General features: G+C 33.5%; 17 protein-coding genes. 14 read left to right on the top strand and 3 right to left on the bottom strand.

What is annotated here, in order from left to right; translation table 11 throughout:
* Window positions 1-96 precede the first annotated feature (96 nt).
* From ACHRVL_RS10395 to ACHRVL_RS10355, 9 genes are all read left to right on the top strand, one after another.
* On the top strand, window positions 97-1,236 hold the full coding sequence (locus ACHRVL_RS10395) for an aspartate aminotransferase family protein (protein WP_395412470.1): 1,140 nt from the start codon (window positions 97-99) through the stop codon (window positions 1,234-1,236).
* 93 nt (window positions 1,237-1,329) lie between these two features.
* Window positions 1,330-2,523, top strand: a complete 1,194-nt coding sequence (locus ACHRVL_RS10390; RefSeq protein WP_395412467.1) for a glutamate-5-semialdehyde dehydrogenase — start codon at window positions 1,330-1,332, stop codon at window positions 2,521-2,523.
* A gap of 118 nt (window positions 2,524-2,641) precedes the next feature.
* Window positions 2,642-3,400 carry a glutamate 5-kinase gene (proB, locus tag ACHRVL_RS10385; protein ID WP_395412464.1) on the top strand — a complete coding sequence of 253 codons (759 nt, stop codon included), beginning with the start codon at window positions 2,642-2,644 and terminating at the stop codon, window positions 3,398-3,400.
* Window positions 3,401-3,487: 87 nt separating this feature from the next.
* Window positions 3,488-4,435, top strand: a complete 948-nt coding sequence (locus ACHRVL_RS10380) for an N-acetylornithine carbamoyltransferase (protein WP_395412461.1) — start codon at window positions 3,488-3,490, stop codon at window positions 4,433-4,435.
* Between the two features lie 100 nt (window positions 4,436-4,535).
* Window positions 4,536-5,309: an acetylglutamate kinase gene (gene argB / locus ACHRVL_RS10375; RefSeq protein WP_395412458.1), complete on the top strand. Its 774-nt coding sequence runs from the start codon at window positions 4,536-4,538 to the stop codon at window positions 5,307-5,309.
* 270 nt (window positions 5,310-5,579) lie between these two features.
* Entirely contained in the window at window positions 5,580-6,650 is a 1,071-nt protein-coding gene (locus tag ACHRVL_RS10370) for a M20 family metallo-hydrolase (protein WP_395412455.1), read from the top strand.
* A gap of 61 nt (window positions 6,651-6,711) precedes the next feature.
* Window positions 6,712-7,992, top strand: coding sequence for an argininosuccinate lyase (gene argH, locus ACHRVL_RS10365; protein ID WP_395412453.1), 1,281 nt, complete (start codon window positions 6,712-6,714; stop codon window positions 7,990-7,992).
* A gap of 144 nt (window positions 7,993-8,136) precedes the next feature.
* Window positions 8,137-9,135, top strand: coding sequence for a DUF2157 domain-containing protein (locus ACHRVL_RS10360; RefSeq protein WP_395412450.1), 999 nt, complete (start codon window positions 8,137-8,139; stop codon window positions 9,133-9,135).
* Entirely contained in the window at window positions 9,132-10,295 is a 1,164-nt protein-coding gene (locus ACHRVL_RS10355; protein WP_395412449.1) for a hypothetical protein, read from the top strand. The genes ACHRVL_RS10360 and ACHRVL_RS10355 overlap by 4 nt, the downstream gene beginning before the upstream one ends.
* A gap of 97 nt (window positions 10,296-10,392) precedes the next feature.
* Here ACHRVL_RS10355 and ytxJ read toward each other — a convergent pair whose 3' ends face one another.
* Complete coding sequence (gene ytxJ, locus ACHRVL_RS10350) at window positions 10,393-10,782, bottom strand: bacillithiol system redox-active protein YtxJ (RefSeq protein WP_395412446.1); 390 nt, start codon at window positions 10,780-10,782, stop codon at window positions 10,393-10,395.
* A 204-nt stretch (window positions 10,783-10,986) separates the two neighbouring features.
* On the opposite strand from ytxJ, the gene clpB reads away from it, so the two are divergent.
* The 4 genes from clpB to ACHRVL_RS10330 all read left to right on the top strand — a co-directional run bounded on the left by clpB (window position 10,987) and on the right by ACHRVL_RS10330 (window position 16,705).
* On the top strand, window positions 10,987-13,590 hold the full coding sequence (gene clpB / locus ACHRVL_RS10345) for an ATP-dependent chaperone ClpB (protein WP_089055806.1): 2,604 nt from the start codon (window positions 10,987-10,989) through the stop codon (window positions 13,588-13,590).
* A 384-nt stretch (window positions 13,591-13,974) separates the two neighbouring features.
* Entirely contained in the window at window positions 13,975-14,856 is an 882-nt protein-coding gene (locus ACHRVL_RS10340) for a DUF808 domain-containing protein (protein WP_129053774.1), read from the top strand.
* Window positions 14,857-15,189: 333 nt separating this feature from the next.
* The gene (locus ACHRVL_RS10335; protein WP_395412442.1) at window positions 15,190-15,600 is read left to right on the top strand and encodes a hypothetical protein; all 411 of its coding nucleotides are present in this window, start codon (window positions 15,190-15,192) and stop codon (window positions 15,598-15,600) included.
* Window positions 15,601-15,814: 214 nt separating this feature from the next.
* A complete protein-coding gene (locus ACHRVL_RS10330; RefSeq protein ID WP_089055803.1) occupies window positions 15,815-16,705 on the top strand; it encodes a carbon-nitrogen hydrolase in 891 nt (296 codons plus the stop codon).
* A 257-nt stretch (window positions 16,706-16,962) separates the two neighbouring features.
* Here ACHRVL_RS10330 and ACHRVL_RS10325 read toward each other — a convergent pair whose 3' ends face one another.
* Window positions 16,963-18,225 carry an OmpA family protein gene (locus ACHRVL_RS10325; protein WP_395412439.1) on the bottom strand — a complete coding sequence of 421 codons (1,263 nt, stop codon included), beginning with the start codon at window positions 18,223-18,225 and terminating at the stop codon, window positions 16,963-16,965.
* A 201-nt stretch (window positions 18,226-18,426) separates the two neighbouring features.
* Window positions 18,427-19,947: a choice-of-anchor I family protein gene (locus tag ACHRVL_RS10320; RefSeq protein ID WP_395412437.1), complete on the bottom strand. Its 1,521-nt coding sequence runs from the start codon at window positions 19,945-19,947 to the stop codon at window positions 18,427-18,429.
* 186 nt (window positions 19,948-20,133) lie between these two features.
* Between ACHRVL_RS10320 and ACHRVL_RS10315 the strand changes: the two genes are divergently transcribed.
* A complete protein-coding gene (locus ACHRVL_RS10315; protein ID WP_395412434.1) occupies window positions 20,134-21,174 on the top strand; it encodes an agmatine/peptidylarginine deiminase in 1,041 nt (346 codons plus the stop codon).
* Window positions 21,175-21,179 lie beyond the last annotated feature (5 nt).

The raw sequence follows: 21,179 nt of genomic DNA, 5'->3' as shown, positions 1-21,179 counted from the left end.
ACGAAACATAACTAGTTTTAAGGTTTGAAGTTTTAGTTTTCACGTTCAGTGAGTAACTTGAAACATGAAACCTGAAACAAAATAAACAAAACAAAAATGAACTTATTCAACGTTTACCCATTATACGACATAACTCCAGTAAAAGCAGTAGATTGTAAAATCATTGATGACAAAGGAGTAGAATATTTAGATTTATACAGCGGACATGGTGTGATTTCTATTGGACATACACAGCCGGATTATGTCGCAAAATTGAAGAATCAGATAGATAACTTAGGTTTTTATTCAAATGCCATTCAGAATCCTTTGCAGGTGGAATTGGCTCAGAAATTAGGAAAACTTTCTGGTCTTGAAGATTATGAATTGTTTTTATGCAGTTCTGGAGCTGAAGCAAACGAAAATGCTTTAAAATTAGCTTCTTTCCACAACGGAAAATCGAGAGTTGTGGCTTTTGATAATTCTTTCCACGGTAGAACTTCTGCAGCAGTTGCGGTTACTGACAACAAAAAAATTGTTGCGCCAATAAATGCGCAGCAAGTTGTTACTTTTTTACCTCTTAATCAAATCGAATTGGTTGAAGCTGAATTAGCTAAAGGCGATGTTACAGCAGTAATTATTGAAGGAATTCAAGGAGTTGGAGGTTTAGACCAAGGAACAACTGAATTTTTCCAGGCTTTAGAAAAAGCATGTAAAAAACACGATGTTGTTTTGATTTTAGATGAAGTACAATCTGGATACGGAAGAAGCGGGAAATTCTTCGCTTTCCAACATCACGGAATCAACGCTGATATTATTTCAGTTGCAAAAGGGATGGGGAACGGTTTCCCTGTTGGAGCAATTTTAATTTCTCCAAAATTTGAAGCTAGTTTTGGTTTATTAGGAACTACTTTCGGCGGAAGCCATTTATCTTGTGCAGCAGGAATTGCAGTTTTAGATGTAATTGAAAAACTTGATTTACAGAAAAATGTAAATGAAGTTTATGAATATTTCTTAGAGAAAATCAAAGAAGTTGAAGGGATCAAACAAGTAAAAGGAAAAGGCTTAATGCTTGGAGTAGAATTTGATTTTGATGTTGCAGCTTTAAGAAAGAAATTAATCATCGAAAAACACATTTTTACAGGAAGCGCCAACAACAAAAATCTATTAAGAATTTTACCACCTTTAACTGTCAAAAAAGCTGATATCGATACGTTTGTAAAAGCTTTAAAAGAAAGTTTAGAAGAATTAAAAAACTAAACATACAATTATCCTAACAGGTTTCCAAAACCTGTTAGGTATTAATAAGTTTCTCTAAAATAGAAACAACCAAAAAATAACCAACTAGAAATTATGAATCCATTATCAATTGAAAAACGTAATGCGGTTTTGCGGTCCATGGCAAAGCTGGTCGAGCAGGAACGGAATCAGATAATCTTGACTAATCAGGAAGATCTTGCCGATTACGACGGCACAGATTTAGCGATGGAAGAACGCTTAAAAGTAGATGATAAAAAAGTCGACGAAATGATTTTATCATTAAACCAATTGGCTTCTCAGGAAGACCCCGTTGGCGTTGAGCGTTTTCAATTTACACATGATAATGGAATAAAAGTCATTAATAAAACAGCAGCTTTCGGAACGATTTTAATTATTTATGAATCTCGTCCAGATGTTACCATCGAAGCGGGAGGAATCGCTTTTAAATCTGGAAATAAGATTTTATTAAAGGGAGGAAAAGAATCTTTAAAATCAAATCTGAAAATTGTAAGTCTTTGGCATAAAGCTCTAGAAGAAAATGGAGTTTCGAAGGACTGGGTAGAATATCTAAATTACAACAGAACAGAAACTCAGGCATTTTTAGAAAAACCAACTCAAAAAGTAGATTTAATTGTTCCTAGAGGAGGCGAAAAATTAATTGAGTTTGTAAAAGCGCATGCGACTTGTCCCGTAATTGTAAGCGGACGAGGGAATAATTTTGTTTACGTTCATGAAAAAGCGGACACAGATTTAGCTTTAAAAGTGATTTTAAACGCTAAAACAGCTAAAATTTCAGCTTGTAATGCTTTAGATAAAGTTTTAATCGATTCAAAACTTCCAAATTTTGAAGGTTTCACAGCAATGTTAATTGAAGCCTTAATTGAAGCAAAAGTTGAAGTTATCGTTGATAAGTCCTTAGAGAATTTTGAAAACACGAAAACACTTCAAAACGAAGACATTTGGTATGAAGAATTTCTAGATTATAAAATTGTAATTGGAACCATCGATTCTCAGGATCATGCAATCGATATGATTAATAAATACTGTGGAGGACATTCTGCAGCAATTATAACAAGAGATAATGATTGTGCACAGCAATTTATGGAATCTATAGATGCCGCTGCAGTGTACCAAAATGCTTCAACCCGTTTTACAGACGGCGGACAATTTGGTTTAGGCGGAGAATTAGCGATAAGCACAGATAAATTGCATCAGAGAGGCCCAATTGGTTTACAGCATTTGGTAACCAATAAATGGTACGTTTACGGAGAAGGACAAATTAGGTAATTTAGATAATTAGAAAATTAGATAATTAGATAATGTGTCAATTAAATAATTAAACAATTGCAACCCTAATAGATTAAAAAAAACTTTGTGCCTTAGCGCCTTTGTGGCAGATAACAAGATGAAAAAACGGATTTTATTAAAAATAGGAAGTAATACTTTAACCAAAGAAACCAATCATATTTCGCGGGGAAAGATTGAAGACCTCGGAATTCAGATTGCAGCTTTAAACGACGAATATGAGTTTATCATCGTAAGTTCAGGAGCAATTGCGGCAGCAAAGCAATTTGTAAAACTGGATAATCAAGATAAAGATGTTTTTGTAAAACAGGCTTTGGCGTCTATCGGACAGCCACATTTAATGCGGATTTATAATGAAAATTTTAAGGATTTAGGATTAAATACTTCGCAGTGTTTACTTTCTTATTCTGATTTCGAAAAAGAGCAGACCAAAAAGAACATTGTAAATACGATTAATGTATTGGTTAAAAACAATTACATTCCGATTATCAATGAAAATGATACCGTTGCCACAGATGAGATTCGGTTTGGAGATAATGATAAATTAGCGGCTTTAACAGCAGTGCTGTTAAATGTTGATATTCTAATAATTGCCACCAATACAAACGGAATTTACACCAAAGAATCCATTCACGATGAAGTTCCGGAAACAATCAAATTGGTAAATGATTTAAAATCACTCGAAAAAGAAATCGGCGAATCAAAATCATCACACGGAACAGGAGGAATGCAGTCCAAAATAGAAGCAGCAGGAATCGCAAAAGCCGCAAATATCGAAACATGGATTGTCAATGGATTAAATGATAATTTTATTTTAAAGGCATTAAAGGACGAAATTCCTTTTACGAAAATAATCTAATGAGTCAATTAGAAAATTAGTTAATCAGATAATGCAAAATTATCCAATTTTCTAATTATCACATTATCTAAATTAAAAAGAAAACAAATGAACTATATCTCAATAAAAGACATCAACTCATTATCAAAATGGGTAAAACAAGCGATTAAAATCAAAAAGAATCCGCTTAAAAATCAAAGCTTAGGAAAAAACAAAACCTTAGGAATGTTATTCTTCAATCCGAGTTTAAGAACGCGTTTGAGTACTCAGAAAGCCGCTTTAAACTTAGGAATGAACGTTATGGTAATGAATTTTACCAATGAAGGATGGACTTTGGAATTTGAAGATGGAGCAGTGATGAATTCTGGTGCTTCTGAACATATTAAAGAAGCTGCAGAAGTAGTTTCTCAATATTGTGATATTATCGCAATCCGTGCTTTTGCAGGTTTGGTTGATAAAGAAAAAGATTATCAGGAAACTGTTATTTCAGGATTTTTGAAATATGCAACAGTGCCAATTGTGAACATGGAAAGTGCTGTTCGTCATCCATTACAATCACTTGCAGATGCGATTACGATGGAAGAATTCAAAACGAAACACAAACCAAAAGTGGTACTTTCATGGGCACCGCATCCAAAAGCTTTGCCTCAGGCTGTAGCCAATTCTTTTGTAGAAATGATGCAGTTGCAGAAAGATATGGATTTCGTAATCACACACCCAGAAGGTTATGAATTAAGCCTGGAAATCACAAAAGATTGCACAATCGAATACGATCAAAACAAAGCTTTCGAAAATGCTGATTTCGTTTACGTAAAAAACTGGAGTAACTTCAACGATTACGGAAAAGTCACTAACAGCGATCCAAATTGGACGGTTACGGCCGAAAAAATGGCTTTAACCAACAACGGGAAATTCATGCACTGTCTTCCAGTTCGTCGTAACGTAATTGTAAGTGACGAAGTTTTAGATGGAGAAAATTCAATCGTAATCGAACAAGCGAATAACAGAACGTATTCAGCACAATTAGTTTTACAAAAGATTCTTAAGAAATTGTAAATTTAGGTGCAAAGGTCCAAAGTGGCAAAGGTTCAGAGGTTTTACAGCCTTGAGAAACCTTTGAACCTTTGAACCTCTGCCACTTTGAACCTTGACAGAAATGAACGTATCAGTAATAAAAATAGGTGGAAACATCATCGACAATCCAGCAGAATTAGAACAATTCTTAACCGATTTTTCTAAAATCGAAGGCTATAAAGTTTTAGTTCACGGCGGTGGAAAATCGGCTACAAAGATGGCGCAGAGTATAGGTTTGGTTCCGCAAATGATTGACGGACGCCGAATTACAGATGCTTCAATGTTAGACGTTGTAGTAATGATTTATGCCGGACAAATCAATAAAGACATTGTGGCGCAATTGCAGGCAAAAGACAATAATGCAATTGGTTTTTCGGGAGCTGATGGAAATTTGATTCAGTCAACAAAAAGAAACCACCCAACAATTGATTACGGTTTTGTAGGCGATGTAAAGCAAGTTAATACCAAATTATTGGCAACTTTACTTGAAGCTGGAGTTGTTCCTGTTTTCTGTGCGATTACACATGACAAAAACGGACAATTGTTAAACACCAATGCGGATACCATTGCAAGCGAATTATCAATCGCATTATCAGAAGTTTTTGATGTAACGCTGACGTATTGTTTTGAAAAACAAGGCGTTTTACAAGATTCAGAAGACGATTCATCTGTAATAACAGAAATCAACGAAGCCTTATACAATAAACTAAAAGAAGAAAAAGTAATCCACTCAGGAATGATACCAAAACTGGATAACTGCTTCAATAGTTTATCAAGAGGTGTGCAGAAAATCAAAATTGGACATCACAAAATGCTCCAGAATTCAGATATTCCGCATACAACAATTACATTGTAAAAAATGTTGTCACAAATTGACGCTAATTTACTCTGTTAAAAGAGAAAATAATTTTAGCTAGACATTAAAAAGATTATTTTGATTTTAAATCTTTCGCAAAAAAACAATTTGCGAAAATACGTGTAATTAGGGGCAAAAAAACAGAACTGCGCAGTGCTTTTAAATATTAATTTAAGAAATTTGCGCAAATAAAAAATGTCACGATTTAATTAAAAAACTTTGTGACTTCGCCCCGATAGCTATCGGGATCATGGCAAAGAAACCAAACTTATGAAAAGTATAGATACGCTTACCCAGGAAGCAATTAGTTTATTAAAAAGCCTAATCGAAACCCCTTCATTTTCAAGCGAAGAAGATCAAACGGCTCTATTAATCGAAAATTGGTTCAATCAGAATGAAATTCCTTTCAAGAGAGAAAACAATAATGTGTGGGCTTTCAACAAATATTTCGACGAAAACAAACCAACACTTTTACTAAACTCACATCACGATACAGTAAGACCAAATCAGGCGTACACCAATGATCCTTTTAAAGCGATCGAAAAAGACGGTAAATTATTTGGTTTAGGAAGTAATGACGCAGGTGGATGTTTAGTTTCATTATTAGCAACATTTGTACATTTTTACGAAAATCAAAACCTTTCTCACAATATTGTAATTGTAGCTTCCGCCGAAGAAGAAAGCAGTGGAAAAAATGGTTTAAACAGCGTTTTAAAGCATTTACCAGAATTAGATTGTGCGATTGTTGGAGAACCAACTTTAATGCAATTAGCAGTTGCCGAAAAAGGTTTATTAGTTCTTGACGTAAAAGTAAAAGGAACCGCAAGCCACGCCGCACACCAAAACGACGATAATGCATTATACAAATCAATTCCAGTAATGGAATGGTTTAAAAACTATAAATTCGACAAAATCTCAGACGTTTTAGGTCCCGTAAAAATGACCGTAACACAGATTAATGCTGGAAAACAGCATAATGTTGTGCCTTCAGAATGTGATTTAGTTGTAGATATTCGAGTAACAGATCGTTATACAAATGCTGAAATTTTGGAAGTTGTAAAAGCAAATGTAAACGCAGAAGTAACGCCAAGATCAATGCACTTAAATGCTTCTTCTATTCCGGTTTCGCACGGTTTGGTTCAAGCAGGAATCGCATTAGGAAGAACAACTTACGGTTCGCCAACACTTTCAGATCAATCGGTTTTAAGTTGTCAGTCTTTAAAATTAGGACCAGGAGAAACATTGCGTTCGCATTCAGCAGACGAATTTATTTTTGTAAATGAAATTGAAGAAGGAGTCGATTTGTACATCAAAATACTAACTGATTTCTTTAAATTATAATCGAAACGAAATTAAACCCGACAGGTTTTTAAAACCTGTCGGGTTTCTAAAAATAGTACCTATGAAACTTTGGGAAAAAGGAATACCAACAGATAAACAAATTGAACAATTCACAGTTGGAAACGACCGAGAATTGGATTTAGTTTTAGCAAAATACGATGCTTTAGGTTCAATCGCACATGCCAAAATGCTTGGGCAAATTGGTCTATTAACTGCTGAAGAAACAACTTCTTTAGTTGATGCATTAAACGAAATCATCGCTGATATCGTAGTTGGAAATTTCGAAATCGAGGATAGTTTCGAAGACGTGCATTCTAAAATCGAATATCTTCTAACAGTAAAATTGGGAGATGCAGGAAAAAAAATCCATACGGCACGTTCTCGTAACGATCAGGTTTTGGTTGATGTTCATTTGTATTTAAAAGACGAATTAAAAGCAATAAAAGATCAAGTAAAAACATTGTTTGATTTGTTGATGGAATCGGCAGAAAAACACCAAAACGTTTTATTGCCAGGATACACGCATTTACAAATCGCGATGCCATCGTCATTCGGAATGTGGTTTTCTGCTTACGCAGAGAGTTTAATTGATGATATTACAATGTTGAACGCAGCGTCTAAAATTGTAGATCAGAATCCGTTAGGTTCTGCTGCAGGTTACGGAAGTTCATTCCCAATCAACAGAACATTTACCACAAAAGAATTAGGTTTTGAAACCCTAAAATACAACGCCGTTGCAGCGCAAATGAGCCGTGGAAAAGCAGAGAAAACAGTTGCTTTTGCGATGACAAGCGTTGCAGGAACATTATCAAAATTTGCGATGGACGTATGTTTGTATATGAGCCAGAACTTTGATTTTATTGGTCTTCCAGCTCATCTTACAACAGGTTCAAGTATTATGCCTCACAAAAAGAATCCAGATGTTTTCGAATTGATTAGAGGAAAATGCAATAAGATTCAAGCACTTCCATACGAAATCACTTTGATCACCAATAATCTTCCAAGCGGTTATCACAGAGATTTACAGCTTTTAAAAGAAGGTTTATTTCCGGCGATTCAAACTTTAAAATCTTGTTTGGATATTGCTATATTTTCAATTAAAGATATTACGGTTAAAGATCATATTTTAGAAGATAAAAAATACGATTATTTGTTTACAGTTGATACTTTAAACGAAATGGTTGTAGAAGGAATGCCGTTTAGAGATGCTTACAAAGCCGTTGCTGAACAATTAGAAGCAGGAACGTATAAATCTCCCAAAGAAACAAAACACACACATGAAGGCAGTATCAATAATTTATGTCTTGATGCTATTAAAGATAAAATGAAAGCGGCCTTTTAATAGCTCTTCTTTTTAAGTATTATAGAACCGATTTGTAAATTATGCAAATCGGTTTTTTTATGTTGTGAAATATATTCTTAAGAATTTAAGAAATTTCGACCTAATTCTTTACATTTGAGAATTGATCATTTTTAAATTAAAAATATGACGCAATTTGATGAACAGGCAACTCAAGGTCTTTATGAGAAAAATCTAATTACTGAAAATCAGTTTCAAGAGATTAACAAGTATAGAAGCTTAAATATATTTTCTCTAAATGCTGAATTAAAACTATTGCTTTATTTTTCAGTATTACTTTTTACGTCGGGAATTGGAATCTTAATCTATAATAATATTGATACTATTGGGCATATCGCTCTTTTGTCGATATTACTTGTGATTATTGTTGGCTGTTTTTATTATTGTTTTAAAAATTCAAAAGGCTTTCAAAAAACAGAAACTGCTTTTGATAATCCTGTTTTAGAATATTTGGTTTTATTGGCTAATATTTTGACATGTATTTTTATTGGATATCTTCAGTTTCAATATAAACCTTTTGGAGCGCATTATGGTTTAGCAACTTTAGTACCAACGATTGTCAGCTTTGTTTGTGCCTATTATTTTGATAATAAAAGCGTTTTAACGATTGCTGTTACAGGTTTAGCGGCTTATGTTGGGCTTTCGGTAACACCGCAGGATATTTTTAATGAGAATAATAATTTCTATAACAATCAAAACTTAAGTTATTCGGCAATTATGCTCGGAGTTTTGCTTATTCTCTGGACGATTTATAGTTTTAGAATCAATTTAAAAACTCATTTTTCCATAATCTTTCAAACATTTGCTTTGCATATTATAGCAATTGCTTCAATAAGTAATTTGATTAATCACGAGCTTTTCTGGATGATTTTTGCCTGTATTTTGGCGGCTTCATCTTATTATTTTTATAAAGTCAGTCATGATTTGAAAGCAATGTCATTGTATGTTTTTATGATTATTTATGCTTATATCGGACTAAATATTGTCTTGTTTAGAATTTTTGAACACATAGATTTCTCAGACATTTGGGAGCTTTTTATTTTCCTTTTGCCGGCATACTTTATTGGTTCGATTGTGTTATTTATAAAACTGATTAAGAACTTCCATAAAAAAATTGCCGAATGATACTACACGATAAAAATCTATTGAATAATTTAGCTTTAGTCGAAGAAGCTGAAACTTTGCAAAATGGTGGTTTTATAAGCAAAGAACAAACAAAAATAATTAAGAATGCATTACCTTCCTTTAGAAGTCAAAATAATATTTTGGTTCGATTGGGGTTCTTTTTATTGGGGTCATTTTTATATTTATCTATTTGCGGCGCCATTTCATTAATTGGGCTCAGCGGTGAAGATTTCTATTTTAAAATTTGCTGTTATCTTTTTGCAGGAGTTGGTATTATAGGTGCTGAATTTTTGGCCAATCAAAAATATTACAGGCATGGTTTAGATGATGCTTTTATTTTGGGAATCCTTTTAAATATAGGCTTTGCAATCGCAATTACTACAGAAGGATACGAAATTATTATTGCCGTTTTTGTTGCTATTACCTCTTTCCTTACATACAGAAGATACTTGCACTTATTATCGATGCTTGTTTTTTGTCTCGCTTCTTCTGCAGTTTTATTCTTCGGAATGTTTGAAATTGGCGATATAGGAAAAACAATCTTGCCTTTTGTTGCAATGTTAGCGTCAGCAGGGTTTTATCTCTTTACAAAAAACAGAATTAAAAGTTTAACAGGATGGTACTATTACAATGGATTATTATTAGCGAATAGTTTTTGTTTGATTCTATTTTATCTTTCTTGTAATTATTTAGTGGTAAGAGAGCTTTCTTTTGAGCTTTTAGGAGTAGATGTTCTTCCAGGTCAGGACATTCCGTTTGCTTTTTTCTTTTATGCCTTTACTTTTATAGTACCAGTTGTTTATTTGATTCAAGCTTTAAGAACAAGAGACAGAATCATGCTTTGGATTAGTTTGGCAGCAATTGGTTTTTCAATTTTTACTATACGATTCTATTATTCTGTTTTACCAATCGAAGTGGCATTAACGTTTGGCGGATTAGTGATGTTTGTGATAGCTTATTTTTCTATTCAAAATTTAAAAAACAAAGAAGAAGGTTTAACTTTTAAACCAGACAGAATTAATAATTCCAATGCAATTTTAAATGCAGAAGCTTTAATTGTTGCTTCAACATTTGGTATGAAACCAGAAGTAAAAACAGATTCTCCTATGGATTTTGGCGGAGGCGGATTTAGCGGCGGAGGATCGGGAGGAAGCTTTTAATTGCGTTATTTGTTAAATGTAAAAAGTGAAATGTGAGATGTAACAATAAGTTTGCTTCTCACATTTCACTTTTTACAAAAAAACATTTCACATAAACTTATACTTTACTTTTCAAAGCTTCAGCATCAATATCGCTGTGCGAAACATCGTAAACTGCTTTTCCGTTTTTGATTAAAATCAATTGTGGAGATTCGTGATAAACACCAAATCTGCTGGCAATTTCATTTGAAATATCACGATGCGCAATTAGATCAAGAAAATATGCATCTACTACATTTTCAAGATCAAATTCTTTTTCAAATTGTTTCAAAGCCATACGGCTGATACTGCATCTTGTGCTATGCTTAAAAATAACTACTGGTTTTTCATTTGAGATAGCTTCGATCTCCATTAATTGAAGAATATCTGTTAATTCTGTCCAGTTTATTTTACTTTTTGAAGCTTCTGAGTTCTCTGAACTTCCGAAGATTGAATTAAAAAAACTCATATTTGGCTTATTTTATGACTTTTTGACATTTGAAATTGGTGTTTTTACTATTTTTAATGCCGTTTTGTCTGTTTTATTACTATGGAATATAATTTGTTTGTTAAAATGCAAAGTTAAATTATTTGAGTTAAAAATGTAGCTTAATAAATTGTAACTTTAATCCTATTGAAAATCAGGCAAATAAATCAATCAAATCGAAAAAATATGAACATAAACAAATTTACAATTAAATCGCAGGAAGCCATTCAGCTGTCACAACAGTTGGCACAACGAAATGGTCAGCAGCAAATAGAAAACGAACACATTTTTAAAGCTATTTTTGAAGTAGATGAAAATGTTGCACCGTTTATTTTGAAAAAACTCAATGTAAATGTGCCGTTGTTTTTACAAATATTAGACAGTACAATACAGAGTTTCCCAAAAGTTTCAGGAGGCGATATTCTGCTTTCTAGAGACGCAAATAAAGCTTTGAATGAAGCCGAAATTATAGCACAAAAAATGAACGACGAGTATGTTTCGATTGAGCATTTAATTTTAGCTATTTTCGACTCAAAAAGCAAAGTTTCACAAATATTAAAAGATCAAGGTGTTACGGGAAAAGGCTTAAAAGCTGCTATCGAAGAACTTCGTAAAGGTGAAAGAGTAACATCTGCATCTGCCGAAGAAACTTATAATTCATTAAATAAATACGCAAAAAACTTAAACGAATTAGCTCGTACAGGAAAATTAGATCCTGTTATTGGACGTGACGAAGAAATTCGACGTGTATTGCAAATTCTAACTCGTAGAACAAAAAATAATCCAATGTTGATTGGAGAACCTGGGGTTGGTAAAACTGCCATTGCCGAAGGTTTAGCGCACAGAATTGTAGATGGAGACGTTCCTGAAAATTTAAAAGATAAAATCGTTTTCTCATTGGATATGGGAGCTTTGATTGCAGGAGCTAAGTTTAAAGGAGAATTTGAAGAGCGTTTGAAATCGGTAGTAAAAGAAGTTACGTCTGCCGAAGGTGATATCGTTTTATTTATCGATGAGATTCACACACTTGTAGGCGCGGGTGGAGGAGAAGGCGCAATGGATGCGGCTAATATCCTGAAACCAGCTTTGGCTCGTGGTGAATTGAGAGCTATTGGAGCAACTACTTTAGATGAATATCAAAAGTATTTTGAGAAAGATAAAGCTTTAGAAAGACGTTTCCAAAAGGTATTAATTGATGAGCCAGATACCGAAAGTGCAGTTTCAATTTTACGTGGTATTAAAGAAAAGTACGAAACGCATCATAAAGTTCAAATTAAAGACGAAGCTATTATTGCGGCTGTTGAACTTTCGCAGCGTTATATTACTAACCGTTTCTTACCAGATAAAGCGATTGACTTAATGGACGAAGCGGCTTCAAAACTGCGTATGGAAATCAATTCAAAACCTGAGGAATTAGATGTTTTGGATCGTAAAATTATGCAGCTCGAAATCGAAATCGAAGCGATAAAACGTGAGAAAGAAGAAAGCAAGTTGAAAATCCTTCGCATGGATTTGGCAAATTTAAAAGAAGAACGTAACGAAATCTATGCAAGATGGAAATCTGAAAAAGATATAGTTGACGGAATTCAGGCTGTAAAATTAGAAATTGAAGATTTTAAATATGAAGCAGAACGTGCAGAACGTGATGGTGATTATGGAAAAGTGGCTGAAATACGTTACGGAAAAATAAAAGAAGCTCAAGAACGTCTTGAAGCACTGCAAAAACAACTGCAAGAATTTCAATCAGGAACTTCTTTAATTAAAGAAGAAGTAACCAGAGAAGATATTGCCGAAGTGGTAGCAAAATGGACAGGAATTCCTGTAATGAAAATGCTTCAAACTGAAAGAGAAAAATTATTACATCTTGAAGACGAGCTGCACAAACGTGTTGTAGGACAAGAAGAAGCGATAGAAGCGGTGAGTGATGCTGTTCGAAGAAGCCGTGCAGGTTTGCAAGATTTGAAAAAACCAGTTGGTACATTCTTATTTTTAGGAACAACTGGTGTCGGTAAAACAGAACTCGCAAAAGCATTGGCAGAATATCTTTTTGACGATGAAAACGCTATGACTCGTATCGATATGAGCGAGTACCAAGAACGTCACAGTGTGAGCCGTTTGGTTGGTGCACCTCCAGGATATGTAGGTTATGATGAAGGCGGGCAGTTAACAGAAGCTGTTCGTAGAAAACCATATTCAGTAGTTTTATTAGATGAGATAGAAAAGGCACATCCAGATACTTTCAATATTTTATTGCAAGTTTTAGATGAAGGCCGATTAACGGATAATAAAGGTCGTCTAGCCGATTTTAAAAACACAATTATTATTATGACTTCTAATATGGGAAGTCAGATTATACAAGAAAAGTTTGAGAATCTAAAAGGAAGTATTGAAGATACTACTGAGGCTGCAAAAGTTGAAGTTTTAGGCTTATTGAAGCAAACCGTTCGTCCGGAATTTATAAACCGTATTGATGAAATTGTGTTATTTACGCCATTAACGGTAGATAATATTTCGAAAATTGTAAGTCTGCAGCTTAAGAGTGTTACAAAAATGCTTGCCCTGCAAGGTATCACAATGGACGCCACACCAGAGGCTGTTGCTTACTTATCTGAAAAAGGATATGATCCTCAGTTTGGAGCAAGACCGGTAAAACGTATCGTTCAGAGAGAAGTACTGAACCAATTGTCAAAAGAAATTTTGGCAAACAATATTACAACAGACAGTATTATTTTAATCGATGCTTTTGATGGAAAATTGGTTTTTAGAAACCAAACCCATGAAGTAAAATAATTTAGTACTAGAAAATAAGGTAGAGACGCACTGCTGTGCGCCTTTTTACTCACCAGAAAAACACCAGCAGAAATGCTGGTGTTTTTTTTATGTCCATAAAATAATAAAACTTTTTTTTTAAGTAATGTAAACCAATCTGATCTTTAATTCTCAAATTTACAGTAGTTTAAAAAAGACAAATATGAATAATATAGTTAGAGGATTAATTGCGGGTTATGGAGCTAAGAAACTAGGATGCGGCTGTTTTAGCACCGTATTTATTTTTATCATTATTTGGGTGCTGTTAGGACAGTGCAGTTAGGAATTAATTGTGATTTTACAGCATTAAGATTAGCATAAAAAGTCTTAGATTCGCACAACTAAATTTAAACAAAAACAAATATAATGGCATCAGGTTTTTTCGTATTACTAGACGATATTGCAGCAATTATGGATGATGTAGCCGTAATGAGTAAAGTTGCAGCAAAGAAAACAGCAGGAATTTTAGGCGATGATTTAGCAGTAAATGCAGAAAAAGCATCAGGATTTGCTTCCTCAAGAGAACTTCCTGTATTATGGGCAATCAGTAAAGGTTCATTACTTAACAAAATTATCATTTTACCAATTGCATTTTTGTTAAGTGCATTTTTTCCTATTGCAATCATTGTAATTCTTGTTCTAGGCGGGCTTTTCTTAGCTTATGAAGGTGCAGAAAAGATTTACGAGTTTATTTTTCCTCATAGTCATGAAGAATCTGAAGGAATTACGGAAGAAACTTTTACAGAAGAACAGATTTTAGAAGCCGAAAAAGGTAAAATAAAATCAGCAATTGTAACCGATTTTATTCTATCCGTCGAAATCGTAATTATTGCGCTGGGAACAGTTATAGGAAAACCAATTTCACAACAGATAGCTGTAACCTCAATCATTGCTTTGGTAGCAACAATTGGAGTTTATGGTATTGTTGCCCTAATTGTTAGAATGGATGAAGCAGGGTATAAGCTTATCAAATTTAGCAAAGGAGAAAAAAGTATCTCTAAATTCATTGGAAATCTCTTAGTGAAAGGACTTCCATTAGTAATCAAAAGTTTAACGGTAATAGGTACAATAGCTTTATTATTAGTTGCTGGAGGTATCTTTGTGCACTATATCCCATATTTTCACCACTTATCAGAAACGATTAATATTCCATCAATTATAAAAGAATTTGTAATTGGATTAGCCCTGGGACTTGTCGTTTTAGGTTTTGTTAATCTTTTTAAATTGATCTTTAAAAAGAAAAAATAGCAGAAGTATTACTCATTATAAGAAACATCAGTCGAGAGGCTGATGTTTTTTTTTGGAGCAGTTCTAAGCGTTTTTTTAAGACCATTTGTCCCGTTATCCACTTTATCTTTTTCTTGCTAAAGAAGCAAGAAAAAGGATGCCGTTTCTACCGGGGCTATTCGAAATATTTTGGTTTTTAATAGAAAATATAGTTATTTTTTAAAATTATTATTAAAAATAAATCACTGATTGTTAAGTGTTTATTTGCTTATTGTTTTTTTTAACATTCTCTAAAAGCAACCATCTCAATTTTGATACATCTTCATAGTAATTAACAATTAATTATTATTTTATATGAAAAGTATTAGATTAACATCAGCATTAGTAGTATTATTTTTAACAACAGCATTTGTTTCATGCAGCAACGATGATGATAAAGCAACAGCACCTGAAAACATAAAAGCAGCATTTGCAACAGAAATTAAAGGTCCAGAAACAGGAAAAGTAAATGACGAACTAAGTTATGATGTAACTTATCTTGTGGATAATGCTTGCGGTGAATTTGTAAAAATTTCTGAGACTAAAATTGGTGAAGTAAAAGGTCTTCAAATAGATGTTAAGTACCCATCAGGACTTTGTACGCAACAAGTTCCAGATCCTAAGAAAACGGTTTATAAATTTAAATCAGCTGAAAAAGGAACTTTTGAAATTAAATTCAAAAAATCTGAAACTGAATTCTTGACTAAAAAAGTGGTTATTGAGTAGTTTCTTATAAGAGAAATAGGTTGGAAGACCATTTTGCAAATATCTGTTTTATTCAAAATATAAATAGAGAATTGTAAAATGGTTTTCGTTTAAAATAAACTTTCTAAAACAGATCTTTGTTTAAATGTTTGATTGTAGTTTTCTGGGGATGCCTATTACGCTTAGTTTGCCATTCCTCTAAAATTTACTATTTTTGCACTCTAAATTTTATGTCATGCCGAAAAGAAAGTATAAAATAGCGGTTATTCAATTAAACTTGAATGACGTAGCCGAAAATAATCTTAAAAAATGTATCAGCTGGGTAAGAGATGCTGCCGGAAAAGGAGCAGAAGTTATTTTACTTCCAGAATTATATAGCAGTCATTATTTCTGCCAAAGCGAAGATGTAGACAATTTTGCACTAGCAGAACCGCTTTACAGTACTTCGTTTATTGCTTTCAGCGAATTGGCAAAAGAATTAGGAGTAGTAATTATTGTTCCTTTCTTCGAAAAGAGAATGGCAGGTATTTACCACAATAGCGCTTATATTATTGATACTGACGGTACAGAGGCTGGTTTATATCGTAAAATGCACATTCCAGACGATCCGCATTTCTATGAAAAATTCTACTTTACACCTGGAGACTTAGGTTTTCAAGCAATCGAAACTAAAAAAGGAACTGTAGGAACTTTAATTTGTTGGGATCAATGGTATCCAGAAGCAGCGCGTATTACAGCTTTAAAAGGAGCAGAAGTTTTATTTTATCCTACGGCAATTGGGTGGCATCCAAAAGAAAAAGAGCAATATGGTGAAAATCAATATGGCGCTTGGATGAATGTAATGAAAGGTCACGCAGTAGCAAATGGTGTTTTTGTTGCAGCAGCAAATAGAATTGGTCTTGAAAAGTACATTGAAGGAACGGAAGGAATTCAATTTTGGGGAGCATCATTCATTGCTGGCCCGCAAGGTGAAATTTTAGCACAAGCTTCTCACGATCAAGAAGAAATTCTAATTGCAGAAGTTGATCTAGATTTACAAGAAAATGTTCGTCAAAACTGGCCATTCTTTAGAGATAGAAGAATTGATGCTTTCGGAGATATTACAAAAAGAGCAATAGATAGATAATTAGATTTATCATAAATATAAAAAAGGGCAAAGTAATATTATTTTGCCCTTTTTGCTTCTAAGAAGCGAAATATTAATGGCAAAGAATGAATGGTTACAGTATAAAGCTCCAGCAGAGTGACATCTTTTTTAAACCTAATAAATGTAGCTTTAGATAAACAATAAAATCTTTTTTTTAAAATTTATCTATTTATAACATAAAAGGAGCTGTTTCAAAAATGAAACAGCTCCTTTTCTTGTTTTTAGCTTTATATGTATTACTTCACTTGGAAAGTAACTCTTCTCACGATTTGACGAGCTTCTTTTGATTTTTTGTTTACAGAAGTGTCTTCTCCATTACCAATTACATTAAGTCTTGAAGCATCAATTCCCGCATTTACAACTACTTTTTTAACAGCTTCAGCTCTTTTTTGAGACAGCGATTGATTGTAGCTTGTGTTTCCAATTTCATCAGCATAACCAATAATATCTGCAGATTTTCCAGGATTGTTTTTTAGATATTTAACTAAGAAATCAACACCAGATAATGAAGCGTTTGTAGGTTTAGACGAATTAAAGTCAAAGTAAACATTTACATAACCACCGTTAATTAATTCTTCAACAGTGTTGTTAGTTGCAGTTCCGTTGCCTTTCTTTTCGTAAGTTTTGTCTAAGTAACTTTCCATTTCATCAGGCACCCCATTTTGATTTGTATCAATTGATTGCCCTTTTGTGTTAACAGCAACACCTGCAATAGAATTTGGTTCTAAATCGTACAAATCAGCAACACCATCTTTGTCCGTGTCTAAAAGACCGCTCTCTATCAAGTCAACTCTTTTCTCCAATTTTCCGTATCGATCTTCTTCGCTTACCCAGTCCGCATGTTTTTCATTTTTACCTAAATAAAACGTCAAACCTACAGAAGCATTTAGTAAAACACCATCAAAAGAACCAGTTGTAGTGTTCCCCATTCCGTCAAAGTTCCAGTTTTGTCTTCCATTAACAATTCCGGTAAGATCACCAGTCAAAGCCACTCTGTTGCTTACTTTAATTTGTCCCGTTAAACCAACAATTCCGTGCGCCATATAATCTTGACCGCCAAAACCAGTTTCAGTGCTTATTTGCGAAACACCAAATCCACCATGAGCTAAGATTCCGATAGTATTTGTCCACGTTTCAAAATTTAAAGCTCGTCCAATATTTACAACACCTTGTAAACTTGTTCTAACATATCTGCTTTCAAAATTTGGAGTATTGTCACGTTCTGTAAACTGATCGTATCCAACATCCAGTTTAACACCAAATTTTGGATTAAACATATATCTAACGCCTAAATCAGCATGAAACGGATTTAAAGTTGATGTAGAATAACCAGAAGTCATTGTTCGTGTTGGTTTGTTAACACCGCCGTTAAGTTCAATAGACCATTTGTTATAAGCAGGTTGATCGACAGTTGACCGCACAGAAGTCGTAGCCATATTTTGTGCACTTGCAGCAAATGCTAAGAATAAAAGTGATAAGGAAGCTAATTTCTTTTTCATGATATCAAAAATTTAGTTGTTTTTATTATTAAACTCCTGACAAAATTATGCTTCATGTTTTAGATTGTGTTCTATTGGGTCTTACATAATTCCCATATTTTGGCATTTAATTATGTAAATTAGTTAATAAAAACTCAGTTTTTGATAAAAAAAGAGGGCAAAATATTAATTTTACCCTCTCAATAATTTTATTAAAATGAACTACTTAAGATCTGGTTGATAGATCTTTAGGGTTCCATCGCCTTCGCTGCTTACGACTACTAAACTTCTTTTATTAGGACTTTTTGAAGCTGGTATAAATAAAAGTCCTTCTGGAGCATCTCCAGTTTTTACCGTTTGCAAATATTGCGGAGAAGAAGGATTTGTTACATCATAAGTCATGAAAGCATCAGATCTTTCAAGTCCAACGAATAAAATGTTCTGATTTCCCATTTTAGCCACAACTACAGCTTCAGGCTCAGATCCTTTGTCATCGCTTCGTTTATCATCATAAGTTCCAAATTCGTTTGTTTTTTTATCTACATCATTTTTGCTGTCGTAAACAATTTTTCCAGTATTTCCATTCCAGATAGAAAAAGAACGAGCACCAAAACTTACCATTTGATCTAAATCGCCGTCTCCGTCAGTATCTCCCATGTCAGTAACAAGATTTAATCGACCCAGATTAGCATCAAGTTTTAAGGTCGCTGCATCTGGAAAAACGGTTGCATCAAGTTTCATGCTTTTCATACGCTTAATATCTGTATATGCAGTATATTCTCTTGCATCGCCTTCATTTGCAGTTACGAAATAAGGAACATTATTAGCAGAAAAATGACTTATTGCATCTGGCATAAACATTCCTTTTACTTTCCATGGATTGAAAGCAATTTTATCATCACTGTCACTTACATCAATAGCGTTTTCTACAGTATTATAATCTTTTAAGCCTAAAGGATAAATTGCTGTAATAGTTTTTGAAGTTAAATCTACCTTTGCAACACCATTATTTTCTTGAAGAGTTACCCATGCCGTTTTCGAATCATCAGAAATAGTAATGTATTCTGGTTCAATATCCTGAGCAAAACTCTTAGCAAACTTAGAAATTCTAAATCCATCTTTAGCTAATGCTGCAGCTTGACTGCTGAATGAACTGAAATCAAGAGTTGTAACAGTATACGTATTAGTGTCAATAATTGAGATTGTTCCGTTAGGATCTTGAGAATAATCTGTATTTGGTTCACCTTCATTTGCAGTCATAATAAACTTTCCATCTGGCGAAAATGTAATCATGTCCGGCAATGCGCCAACAGTAACTTGTTTTATTAAGCTATAATCACTTGTATTAAAAATTACAACTTTTCCGTTTCCTTGTTTATTTGTCGTTGATTCTAAAGCAACGGCAAGTTTTCCATCATAAATAGAAACACTGTTTGATGCACCTTCATATGGTGTTAAATCAATTTTTCCAATTTTTGCAGGCTTAGTTGGGTCTGACAAATCAATCACATCAATTTGATTTGTTCCGCTGTTATTTACTGTAAAAAGCTTTTTTGTTTTTTCGCAGTAAGCAGAAATTTCGGCAGCAGCCTCTCCGCCAATTGTAATTGAGCCGATTTCTTTAAAAGTTGCTGGGTTTTCATTTGCAACAACTTCGTTTTCTTCATTTTTTGAGTTTTCATCGTTATTACAGCTTGTCATAAGAGCTAATGCTGCTAATAATGTGATACTTAATTTTTTCATTTGTTAGTTTTTTAGTTTCGCCAAATGTAATTAGCTGATCTCGGCAGTATATTAAGCCTTCATTATTTAATCTTTAACTTAATTTTTAGAAGGCAATAATTATTAAATCTCAGATCATTTCTATTCAAATGTTTTAAAATCCTAACGAATGTTTATCTTTGTACTCTTTCAAAATAGAACCTTTTTATGTCAACAAATAATAGAAGATTTCCAGCAGAATGGGAAAAACAACAAGGAATTGTATTATGTTTTCCGCATAATGGTAATGACTGGCCAGGAAAATATGAAGCTGTTCAGTGGGCTTTTGTAGAATTTATAAAAAAAGTAGCAACATTTGAAACTGTTTTTTTGGTTGTTGCCGACGAGAAATTAAAAGAAAAAGTGGCTGATATGCTTGAAAGAGCTCGTGTAAACATTAAAAATGTTTCTTTTATCATTCATAAAACTAACAGAAGCTGGATGCGCGATTCTGGGCCGATTATTGTAAAAAATGGTTCAAAACGAGAAGCGTTAAATTTTAATTTTAATGGTTGGGCGAAATACAAAAATTATCAATTGGATAAGTTCGTTCCAGGCATAGTAGCTGATTTTATTGATGTGCCTTTAACTCAGGTTATGTACAAAGGCAAACCAGTAATCGTAGAAGGCGGAGCAATAGATGTAAACGGAAAAGGTACTTTACTTACTTCTGAGGAATGCTTAATGCATCCTACGATTCAGGTGAGAAATCAAGGTTTTACAAAAGAGGATTACGAAGTTGTTTTTAAAGAATATTTAGGTGTTACGAATGTAATTTGGCTGGGTGATGGAATCGAAGGTGATGATACTCATGGTCATATCGATGATTTATGCCGATTTGTAAATGAAGATACAATTGCAATTATTGTAGAAACAGATAAAAACGATTCAAATTACAAACCTTTACAGGATAATTTGAAACGTCTTCAAAATGCAAAATTAGAAAACGGAAAATCGCCTGTTATTGTAGCACTTCCAATGCCAAAACGTGTAGATTTTGAAGATTTAAGATTACCTGCAAGTTATGCTAATTTCTTAATCTTGAATAACTGCGTTTTAGTACCAACATTTAACGACAGCAACGATCGCGTGGCATTAAATATTTTAGCTGAGTGTTTCCCTGATAGAGAAGTAATTGGAATAAGTTGTATTGATTTCATTTGGGGATTCGGAACATTACATTGCTTAAGTCAACAGATTCCTGCTTAATTCGC

It is taken from the genome of Flavobacterium sp. FlaQc-28 (assembly GCF_044007415.1).
Lineage (GTDB): Bacteria > Bacteroidota > Bacteroidia > Flavobacteriales > Flavobacteriaceae > Flavobacterium.
Note: the sequence above shows the minus strand (reverse complement) of the source record. Positions and strands in the feature narration are given on the sequence as shown.